General features: G+C 64.5%; 8 protein-coding genes. 4 read left to right on the top strand and 4 right to left on the bottom strand.

The genetic code is table 11. The features are described from left to right. Together ABEL04_RS14335 and ABEL04_RS14330 are read right to left on the bottom strand one after the other, a co-directional pair. Window positions 1-1,592 (bottom strand): PAS domain S-box protein (locus tag ABEL04_RS14335; protein WP_375803082.1); only part of this gene is annotated, 1,592 nt, incomplete at its 3' end. A 737-nt stretch (window positions 1,593-2,329) separates the two neighbouring features. Then, entirely contained in the window at window positions 2,330-2,560 is a 231-nt protein-coding gene (locus tag ABEL04_RS14330; protein ID WP_375803081.1) for a hypothetical protein, read from the bottom strand. Window positions 2,561-2,778: 218 nt separating this feature from the next. Between ABEL04_RS14330 and ABEL04_RS14325 the strand changes: the two genes are divergently transcribed. From ABEL04_RS14325 to ABEL04_RS14315, 3 genes are all read left to right on the top strand, one after another. Then, window positions 2,779-3,153, top strand: coding sequence for a hypothetical protein (locus ABEL04_RS14325; protein ID WP_375803080.1), 375 nt, complete (start codon window positions 2,779-2,781; stop codon window positions 3,151-3,153). An 82-nt stretch (window positions 3,154-3,235) separates the two neighbouring features. Further along, window positions 3,236-4,090, top strand: coding sequence for a sulfite exporter TauE/SafE family protein (locus ABEL04_RS14320; protein WP_375803079.1), 855 nt, complete (start codon window positions 3,236-3,238; stop codon window positions 4,088-4,090). Window positions 4,091-4,287: 197 nt separating this feature from the next. After that, the gene (locus ABEL04_RS14315) at window positions 4,288-5,145 is read left to right on the top strand and encodes a sulfite exporter TauE/SafE family protein (RefSeq protein WP_375803078.1); all 858 of its coding nucleotides are present in this window, start codon (window positions 4,288-4,290) and stop codon (window positions 5,143-5,145) included. A 185-nt stretch (window positions 5,146-5,330) separates the two neighbouring features. Here ABEL04_RS14315 and ABEL04_RS14310 read toward each other — a convergent pair whose 3' ends face one another. Continuing rightward, window positions 5,331-7,298, bottom strand: coding sequence for an ATP-binding protein (locus ABEL04_RS14310; RefSeq protein WP_375803077.1), 1,968 nt, complete (start codon window positions 7,296-7,298; stop codon window positions 5,331-5,333). 377 nt (window positions 7,299-7,675) lie between these two features. Between ABEL04_RS14310 and ABEL04_RS14305 the strand changes: the two genes are divergently transcribed. Then, window positions 7,676-8,095, top strand: a complete 420-nt coding sequence (locus ABEL04_RS14305) for a DUF4279 domain-containing protein (RefSeq protein WP_375803076.1) — start codon at window positions 7,676-7,678, stop codon at window positions 8,093-8,095. Window positions 8,096-8,253: 158 nt separating this feature from the next. Here ABEL04_RS14305 and ABEL04_RS14300 read toward each other — a convergent pair whose 3' ends face one another. Beyond that, window positions 8,254-9,660, bottom strand: a complete 1,407-nt coding sequence (locus ABEL04_RS14300; protein WP_375803075.1) for a trypsin-like peptidase domain-containing protein — start codon at window positions 9,658-9,660, stop codon at window positions 8,254-8,256. Window positions 9,661-10,008 lie beyond the last annotated feature (348 nt).

Here is a 10,008-nt window from a genome sequence, read left to right as displayed (position 1 = left end):
GAGTCCCGGAAGAGCGACCGGTACCGCTCGCGGCTGCGCCGGAGCTTGCGCTCGGCCTCCTTCCGCTCGGTGATGTCCTGGAAGGCGCCCGCCACCTTCGTCACCTCTCCCTCCTCCGTCTCGGCCGGCGCGCCCACCGTGCGCACCCACCGCCGGTTGCCCTCCGCGGTGACGATGGGGAGCTCCAGGTCGTAGGGCTCTCCCTCCTCGGCGCACCGCTCAAAAGCCTCCTGGACCTTTTGGCGTGCCTCTGGCGCGCAGAATTGAAAGCTTTCCTCGGCGGTCAGCTCCGCCGAGGGGTCAAGCTCGTGGATCTCGTAGATCTTGTCCGACCAGGACATCTCTTCGGCCTCGAGGTCGACCTCCCATGCCCCCGCCAGCCGCTGGGCCTGCTCGAGCAGGCTCTTCTGCCTGCGGAGCCTCTCCTCGCGGTTTCGCTCCTCGGTCACGTCCCGCTGGATGGACACCCAATGCTCGATGTCTCCATTCTCATTTCGAACCGGCGCCACATTCCATTGCACGTAGAACGGAGTCCCGTCCTTCCGGTAGTTGACCGTTTCGCCTTCCCAGGGATCCCCCGCCTCCAGGGCTGCACGCAGCGAGTCGAGCACGGCCCGGTCCGTCTCCGGCCCCTGCAGGACGCGCGCGGTCTCACCGAGGATCTCCTCCTCGGCGTAGCCGGTCATCTCCTCGAAGGCCTCGTTGGCGTAGACGATCTGCGGCCCCGGCTCGTCGAGCGGGGCGGCCTCCGTGACCAACACCGCCTCCTGGGCCTTCTGAACAGCCCCCGACAGGACGCGAAGCTTTCGCTCTCTCTCCTTCCGCTCGTCGATATCGACGAGGACCCCATCAAAGTGCTGGATCTTCCCGTTCGGGTCCCGTGCTGCCGTGGCGTTCAGCAGCCCCGTGAACGTCGTTCCGTCCGGACGCCGAAACGATAACTCAGCTCGTTCTGCCCCCTCGCCGGCCATCATCCGGCCCCTCTGCTCCGGATTCGCGTACAGCGTCGTGAAGTCGATCCCCTGCATCTCTTCTCCCCGATCGTAGCCGAAGAGGGCGGCAAAGGCCTCGTTTGCGTACTCGATCCGAGCGGTCGGCCCGGCCCGAAAAACACCCTCCGAGACGTTGTCGGTCATCGAGCGAAACCAAGCATCCTGCCTCCGGATGGTGTCCTGCATCTGCCTCTGCTTCTGGACCCACCGAAGCGTCTTTCCGATCAGCGCGGGCGTGAGGCGGTCTTTCCGAAGATACTCGGCGGCGCCGGCCTCTTCGATCGACCGGGCCGACGGCATGGCGTCTGAGCTCGTGAGCGCCACAATCGGGACCTGCGGGGCAGCGGCAGCGCAGTGCTCAATGGCGGTGGTTCCGTCTTCATCCGGCAGATTGAGGTCTACGATCACGACATCCGGGGGATCTTCCCGGAGAGCCGTTAGCCCCTCGTCCAGGCCCTGCACCCGCCGGAGTATGGCCTCCCAACTGCTTTTCCGAAGGAACTTTTCGAATCGGTGAGCATCGCCGGGAGCTTCTTCGACGAGAAGAACGGAGGTCTTGTCGCTCAGGGAAAGGTTCTCGGAAGAGAAGTGCTGACCCATGGCGGAGGAGACATCGCGACAGAATGCGGTTAGAGCGGTTCGGGGGGCTCTGCTGCCTCCCGAGCATGTTAGCCTCAGGTAGGCGGTTGCGGTGGGTCACTAACGTGTCGGGAATCGGTACGGTCCGGCGTGGTCGCGTGAAGGACCGGTTGCCGCTCACTAGACAGAAAACCGAAACATCGACCGCTTTGGGGTTCCCGTCTCGGCCCCGAAGCGAGAACAGTCTCGCGCCCCCCGCTCGCCCCTCGAACGGTCGCGAACCAGTACTGCATTGGTCATCCGTTTTTCCCGAGTCCAGCCCGTCTGTGACGGGGATCGTCGACCCTTTTTACACACTACTGCAGCCGCCGGGCTCGGTATGTCTCCGTTGCCCCCAACCAGCGTGCAGGCTCGGTCGGTCCATGGACTGATTGGGGTTGGTGCGGGGGCCTCCACCTGCAGGGTCTCCTCCAGCGCAACGACCGCAAAGCATGTGGGTTGCTGCCCGGCGGGCCGTAGCCTCCGCTCCAGAAGCAATTCACTGAGCCGTGAGCCGGCTTGAGCTGTGAGCCACGTTGAGCCACGACTCGATTTGAACTGCGGGCCAACGTGAGTGCCTCGTCGTCTTCATCCCGATTATCGTCGGCCTGGCGGACCTGTGCCGGAGCGTCCAAGAACTGATCCGCCCGGGTCACCCGGTCCGGTGGGGATGGGCTCCCCCTCGGCCGGTCGGCTTGTATTGCTTCAGACCCTCCTCTCTACGATGCTCGGGGAGACGAACGAGCGTTCGGCCTGACGAGCGTGGTGATGTCCACCGGCGTGAACGAGAGGGCGTCGCGGTAGAACGGGACGGCCCGATTTAGGTCCTCCCCCGTGATGGTCACACTTTCCATAGCCAGGTCGCCGGGCGGGGCCTGCACCGGCACCGCTGCGCCTGCGATGAAGAGGGCAAGGACCCCGAGCCGAAGAGGAAACGGGCCATTGCTCACGCAAACGTGGCAGACGATGTTGCGACGAGCCGGCTCGGCAGTGGGATCTTCGTGCCGGGACTCGAAGGGCCGTCACACTGAACAGAACGGAACCGGGGCGTGGGGCACGCGGAAAGTTTTGAGTCGCCGGCCCGGCCACGACCAGCAATGTTCTGTAACGAATGGTCGCCCCGCAGGACGTATGATGTCGCTTTTCCCTTCAGATCTTGCTCGCGAATATGACGGGTCTACCTGCCCTCCTCCTTCTCGCCAGCCTCTGGGCCTCTTTCAAGGAGTGGTTCTTCAGCCTCGGCGCGCAGTACGGGGTGGATCCGCTCATCTTCGGCAGCATCTCGGTCGGGGCCATCCCGTTCTTCTGGCTGTCGGTGGCATGGCTTGTGCGCAACCTCCGGCAGGGGCGCTCGCCCTTTCTCCCCGTGGTGGCCACTGCGCTGTGTGTGCTATCGGCGTACGTCTACCTGTTCATTGCGGGGGAGAACCTCCCGCTCTGGGTCTATGGACTCGTGGTCGGCCTCATTGCCTACAGCGCCTACTCGACGGTTCAGACCGTGCGGGAGAAGACGACCGAGGCAGAGCCCTCCAGCGCTGAATAGACCGGCGAGACGACTACCCCCCCACCCGATCTCTGCCTGTCCGGCCACAGGACACTCTGCGAATCGCCCCCCTGCTCGTCCTATGAGTCTCGAGTTCTGGTACATGCTCCCCGTCGGCATTCTCATCGCAACGGTCGCGATGGCGTCAGGAGTCGGGGGCGCCACCTTCTTCTCCCCGTTGTTTATTCTCGGCCTGGGCCTCTCGCCCGATCTGGCAATCGGATCGGGACTCATCGTGGAGGTGTTCGGGTTTGGCAGCGGGGTCTACGCGTACGTACGGCGGAAGCTCATCGACTACCGGGTCGGCGGCATGCTTCTGTCGGCCACCGTGCCCGCCGCCATCATCGGCGTCGTGGTGGCCCACTACGCCAACGCCGACATCCTGAAGATCATTCTCGGGATGGGGCTCTTTGCCGTGGCCGTGAGTTTTCTGCGGGCTCCGGACGAGGAGGTGCAGGAGACGCTCGAAGAGATGGCCAACGAAGACCCGGACTCGGCGGAAACCTGCCTCGTGACGGCGGAGGGCGAGGAGATTTGCTACACGGTCTGCAACACCACCGAGGGCCGACTCATCTCCGGCATCGGCGGCCTCTTCGTCGGCATGGTCTCCTCGGGGCTCGGCGAGTTGAACGGGTATTTTCTCCTGCAGCGGTGCCGGGTGCCCAGTAGCGTGGCGGTGGCCACGAGCGTCTTTGTGGTGGCGATCACGGCCCTCATCGCGTCCGTCGGGCACGTCTATCAGGTCGCCCAGGGCGGGCTGACGGGCCTGTCCACGATGGGCAATCTGCTGCTGTTTACGGTGCCGGGCGTCGTAATTGGCGCGCAACTCGGCCCCGAACTTGCGAAGCGCGTGTCGGACCGGGCCATGGAAATTGGGATCGGGGGCCTCTTCACCATCACGGCGAGCCTGCTTCTGTTCGAGGCTGGGCTGCACTAATCTGCGCCGGAGTCCCTCTGGAGTTCTGATATCCCCGCTGACCCGGATTCACGGTCCACGCCCTACAATTGTCCTCGACTGTGCGTTCTGGATGAAGGAAGAGCCTAGACTCCAATGTCGACGTCGGCGGTAGGGATGATCATCGACGGCTCAAAGAGCATTGCGTTTTCGTCTGTCACGCTCCTGCCCCCCGTGCCATGAGTTTTGAGTTCTGGTATATGCTCCCCATCGGGATCGTCGTAACGACCGTCGGGATGGCTTCGGGGATCGGCGGCGCTACGTTCTACGCCCCGTTGTTCATTCTGGGGCTCGGGCTTTCGCCGCGACTCGCCATCGCGAGCGGACTCGTGGTAGAGGGGTTTGGATTCAGCAGCGGCATGTACGCGTACATCCGGCGCCGGCTGGTCGACTACAAGATTGGGGGCACGTTGCTCATGGCGACCGTTCCCGCGGCTCTTGTTGGCACCACCTTGTCCCACTATGTCGAGGTGGCGCTCCTGAAGATCATGTTGGGCATGGGGCTCCTCGCCGTCGCCATGAGCTTCTTTCGGGCGCCCGGCACGGCAATCGTGAACCGGCTGGAGGCACTGGCGCGCGAGGCGCCGGAGACGGCGGAGACCTGCCTCACAACTGCCCGCGGCGAAGAAATTTGTTATACGGTCTGCAACAAGGTGGAGGGATGCTTCATTTCGGGGGTCGGTGGCTTCTTCATGGGACTGGTGTCCTCCGGGCTCGGCGAGCTGAACAGCTACTTTCTCCTACAGCGCTGCCGCGTGCCCAGTAGCGTATCGGTTGCAACGACGGTCTTCGTTGTCGCCGTTACTGCGCTGGCCGCCTCGTCCGGGCACGTCGTCCAGCTCATGCAGAATGGCCCAGACAAGCTCACGACGATGGGAAACCTCCTGCTGTTTACGGTCCCCGGCGTCATCATAGGGGCCCAGTTTGGACCCGCTCTGGCGGAGCGCGTGCCGGATCGGTGGATGGAGATTGGACTGGGGATTCTGCTCACCATCACGGCAGCCCTGCTGATTGCTGAGGCGGGGCTTCTCTACTGAGGGGAACGTCGGGACCTCCCAGCATAAGCCGGGACACCGCGCCTACGCGCCCTCGCCGTCGGCCAGCTCCCGTGCGCCGGGGCCCGACCCCGCATGCCACGGCTACGTTTTCGGCAATCTTGGCCACGGCGACCGTCTCAGGCTCGAGCTCGCGGGTGCCCGCCTTTAACTCAGAGAGGTCGACCTCAGTCGCCGACATCGACATCTGTGATTTCGAACCGCGCTCCGCCCTCCCGGCCCTCGGTGACCAAGATCGACCACCCGTGGGCCTCCGCGATGCCCTGGACAATCGAGAGGCCCAGTCCTGTGCCTTCCTCCTGGGAGGAGTACCCGCCCTCCAGCACTTTTTCCTGCTTCTCTTCGGGAATGCCCGACCCGTCGTCCTCCACGTAGAAGCCGCCCGGCAACTCCCCGACCCGGACCGACACTGCCTCCCCGCCGTGCTCTACGGCGTTGCGGAACAGGTTCTCCAGGAGTCGCTGGAGCCGAGCCGGATCGGCACGTAGTACGACCCTGTCGCTTTCGACTTGGAGGGTGGCGTCGGACCCGTCCACGTGCTCCCACGACTCTCTGACCAGGCGGGCGAGATCGCAGTGCTCCAGATCCTCGGCGCCGAGGTCCTGGTCGCCCCAGGTAAGGGTGAGCACGTCGTCGATGATCGCGTCCATCCGGTCCAGGGCCCGGCCGACGGCCGCCAGGTGGCTCGGAGGTTCCTCGTCCTCCCCTTCCTCTCTGGCGAGCTCAAGACGGCCCTTCGCCACGTTCAGAGGATTGCGGAGGTCATGGGTCACGAGGCCCGCGAAGCTGTCGAGCCGTTCGTTCTGGCGCTCCAGGCGCTCGGTGGCGCGACGCTGCTCGAGCTCGTAGCTGGCCCAGCGGGTCATCAGCTCCACGAAGGTCTGCTCCCGCTCGCTAAAGGCCGTGTCTCGGGCCTCAGTGGCAGCAAAGCAGAACGTGCCGTAGAGCTCCTCCCCCACAAGGATCTGCGAGCCGATATAAGTTCCAAGGTCGAACATCTCGTAGGCCGGATCCCCCGTCCATCCCTCGTTGGGGGCATCCCGAACGGCGAGCAAGCTCCCCTTCTGGATTGTCTTCCGGCAGTATGACTCCGAGAGGGGACAGGATTCTCCCGGTTGAAGCAAGGGATGAGTCCCCGACGCCTGGACAATTTCCTGCGTGTCCTCCGAGATGCGGGTCAAAAACCCATACGGGAGTGACAGGTACTCGCGTCCAAGGTCAATCAGCCGCTGTACCTTCTGCTCGAAGGAGGCATCCTGGTCGGCGGTAGTGCGGTACATCGACCGCAGGGCCTGCTGTTCGTCCCGGAGCGTCTGCTCCCGCTCCTTCTGCCGGGTAATGTCTGTGTAAATGGCGTATCCCTCCGGCCGCGAGCCGCCGGAAAAAAGCACCGAGTTGAGGCGGAAGTGGCGGGGGCCGTCTTCCGTATCGCGGATGACCTCGGCCTGCACACTTCCCTCTTCGACCACCTGCCGGGTGAGGGATTCGGCCCGACGAGCCCGCTCCCCCGGCGCAATGTGGGCGTCCAGGGCCTGTCCCGAGATGGCGCCCTGCGACACGCCGAAGACCTCCTCAAATTTGGTGTTTACGCCCTGGACGATGGCTTCTCCGCCTCGGACTTCGTAGTGCACCACCGGGCTCGGCAGGCCTGCGTACAGCGCCGCCAGCCGGTCTCGCTCGCGACGAAGGGCCTGCGCCTCCACATCGAGCATGGAGGGGTTCCGCCCGACGCCGACCACCCAGCCTGCGCGTTCCGCCCCGTCCGGGAGACGCTCACCGGTGAACGTGCAGGAAACCGTTCGGCCCCGTTCCGTGACGAGTGCGACGTCTTCGGCCGCGGGCTCGGTACCGGCCCGGACCGTTTCCAGAATCTGTTGGACCGTCTGGACGCTGGCGTCCGCAAACAGCGTGGAGGGTGTCATTCCGCGAAGCGTCTGCGCCGCGTGGCCAGTCGCCTCTTGGAGGTTCTGGTTCCCCCAGACAAGCCGGTTTTCGTCGTCAAACACGACAACAATTCCGGGGAGCGCCTCGAGGACCGCCCCCGCGAAGTCGGGCTGGTCTTGCGCGAGGGCTTCCGCTCGATTCTCCGGCGAATCCTCACCCTGGCTCGACGTCTGCGGATTATGCGGTGCCATCGCGGTTCAGAATCAAGTCGAAGGCGATAATTGTGTCTCCCACAGAGCTGGCACTGGGGAGAGAAACATGTAGGTGAATTCAATTCGCTAACGGAGGGGACCCTGGATAGGTCCCCGTCATGGCCGTTGACATCTTAATCAGTTCATCGAAAAAGCCGGAGGTCTCCGGCAAAAATTCCAGTCCTGCCTCCATCCCATCTGTCATGGTCCCGGCCAACGTCCTCGGGAAGGTGTGCCCGCAGGAATCCCCCTCGTTGGTGTAACGGCCCGGTCCGACTGTATACCGAGAGACGGACGGACGAGTACGTGCTGGAGCGTCGACCTTTCTGTTTTTCCTGTCTGGGCTGGAACCTGGCGACAACCCAATCACTGCATCCATGTCTCGCAACGCCCCGAACGAAAAGGTCCGGTTTGGCTTCTCTGCCACCCTCCGCGTCATGTGTGCGGCCGACCGACACGACGAGATCGAGGCGGTCACCGGCCTGACGCCGACCCATCAGCATGAGCACGGCGATCCAGGACTTCTGGGCCGCCCCTGGCCCAAGGACCTGTGGGCACTGGAGTCTCCCCGATCCCGAGGAGCGCCTTTGAGTAAGCATCTGAACTGGCTGTGGGAGCAGGTGCGGCCCCACCAGGAGTATTTTCGGGCCCTCGCCGCGGAGGAGGATATCGACGTTGACCTGTTCTGCGGCTACCGCAGCGACTGTGCCGAGTGCGGGTTCGAAGTGCGGCCCGAAGCGCTCACGATCGTGCAGGCCCTCGAGATCCCCCTGGAGGTGTCGGTCGTGTTCGAGTAGGGCCCCCTCTCCCCTCTGGATCCCCGGGAAACGCGTTCCGGCCAGTTCCCGGAGGCCGACCGTGCCGCCCCCCGTCGCGAGCACGGAGTCGGGCTGTTTCGGCACATCGGGAGCGTTCTCGGTCCGACGAGGGTCGCCTCTGTGAGCCCAGAGAAGAGTCACTCTACGGGTAGGACCAGGTAGTGCATGCGCCCGTCGCGGAGCACGTGCGCTAGAACGCGTGTGCCACTGTCTTTGTCGCGGAGTACAGAACGAAGGCTGTCAGGACTCGTGACGCGCTCGTCGTCGACAGTGTAGATCACGTCCCCGGGGCGCAGCTGGTCGCCCCAGGGCGCGGGCGGACGGTTGCTGGCCGCTACGACTACGCCGGACGGTAGGCGGAGAGTGGGGACCCGCTGGGCTACTTCATCGGAGAGAGGAAGGCCCAGGATGCCGAGCCGTCCGACGAGGTGATCTTCGGCGTCGGCCATCTCCGCGAGCTGGGCGGAGGAATTCTGGCGTTGCACCACCCGAACGCGCTGTTCGAACGTCGAGTCCCTGCGGGCGAGCCCCAGTTCCACGACTGTTCCCGCCTTGGGATACAGGTTTACGTCGAACTCGCGGGCGTTGTGCATCCGCTCACCATCGAGGTGGGTTACGATGTCCCCCGGTCGCAGCCCCGCTCGCTCGGCGGGACTGCCCGGGAGCACGTCCGCGAGAACGACCCGGTACCCCTGGCTGACACCGAGCTTTTGGGCCAGCTCCGGCGTGATGGTCTGCGCGTTCACGCCGACCACGCCCCGGCGCACATGTCCGTGGGCCCGAATCTGCCGGTAGACCGCTTCCACGATGTTGCTGGGCCCGGCAAACCCGAGCCCTGCACTCTCGCCAGATTTTGAGACGTTGAATGTATTGATGCCCACGACCTTCCCCTCCTGATTGACGAGCGGGCCCCCGCTGCTTCCCGGGTTGATGGGCGCGTCGGTCTGCACGTAGATCATCGGGTCCCCCGAGCGTAGCTGTCGGGCAGTGGCACTGACGATTCCCATCGTCATGGAGTTTTCGAGCCGCATCGGACTCCCGAACGCGAAGACGACCTGCCCTCGACGCAGCCGATCGGAGTTGCCAAAGGAAAGCGTTGGGTAGCCCTCCCCAGACACCTTCAGCACGGCGACATCGGTCTCGGTGTCGAGCCCGACGATCTCTGCATCCAGGAGCGCCCCGCGGGGACGAAGGATGGACTTCTCTCCTGGGGATGGCGGGGGAGGGGCCGCGCGCTGCACCCACACCTCGGTGGCCTTCGCCACGACGTGCGCGTTCGTGACGATGTATCCTTCCGACCCCACGAAAAAGCCGGATCCGCTCGCCGACACCTTGGACAGCGGGGCCTCTCCGCCGGGGCGTTGGAGCCCCTGCACCCGTCGGACCTTGACCTGTACGACGGACTGGCGAACCTGCCGCGCCAGGGCCTGGGCCTCTTCACTAAATCCCGCAAGGGAACCGGCCGTGCCCGGATCAGACCCCGACTGGCCGGAGGCGGGAAGGACGAACGACAGAGCGAGAAGAACGGTCAGAACAGAGCGCATCCCAGAGTCCTGTGGACGGTGTCGCGGGGTGACGCGCCACTCGGTTCCCCAGGGCAGGTGGACGTTACGGCGGCGCAGCGTTGCAGAAGCGGGCCGACCCTACGCCCCCCGAAATTCCGTCCGCCTGAATCGCTCAGAGGGGGCGAACGGACAACTGAAAGCAGTGCCGTCCGCTATCGGGACTCAACTGTATCCGGAATTGCGGAGAGGACCGAATTCAGTACAAGAATTTCTGGGTCCTTCTCCAACTCCGCCGCTCGGCACTGGTTAGGAATTACACAGTTTCTTTGCTGTCTGAGCATCCTGCCATGCCCCTTCCAGTCTCGACCAACGAGCCCGAGCGGCTCG

This window comes from Salinibacter sp., assembly GCF_042218895.1.
Taxonomy (GTDB): Bacteria; Bacteroidota; Rhodothermia; order Rhodothermales; family Salinibacteraceae; genus Salinibacter.
This window is presented reverse-complemented; position numbering and strand designations above follow the sequence as displayed.

Coding starts and splice junctions, on each gene's coding strand:
- ABEL04_RS14325 (WP_375803080.1), top strand. CDS start 2,779: ATGACGGGTCTACCTGCCCTCCTCCTTCTCGCCAGCCTCTGGGCCTCT.
- ABEL04_RS14320 (WP_375803079.1), top strand. CDS start 3,236: ATGAGTCTCGAGTTCTGGTACATGCTCCCCGTCGGCATTCTCATCGCA.
- ABEL04_RS14315 (WP_375803078.1), top strand. CDS start 4,288: ATGAGTTTTGAGTTCTGGTATATGCTCCCCATCGGGATCGTCGTAACG.
- ABEL04_RS14310 (WP_375803077.1), bottom strand. CDS start 7,298: ATGGCACCGCATAATCCGCAGACGTCGAGCCAGGGTGAGGATTCGCCG.
- ABEL04_RS14305 (WP_375803076.1), top strand. CDS start 7,676: ATGTCTCGCAACGCCCCGAACGAAAAGGTCCGGTTTGGCTTCTCTGCC.
- ABEL04_RS14300 (WP_375803075.1), bottom strand. CDS start 9,660: ATGCGCTCTGTTCTGACCGTTCTTCTCGCTCTGTCGTTCGTCCTTCCC.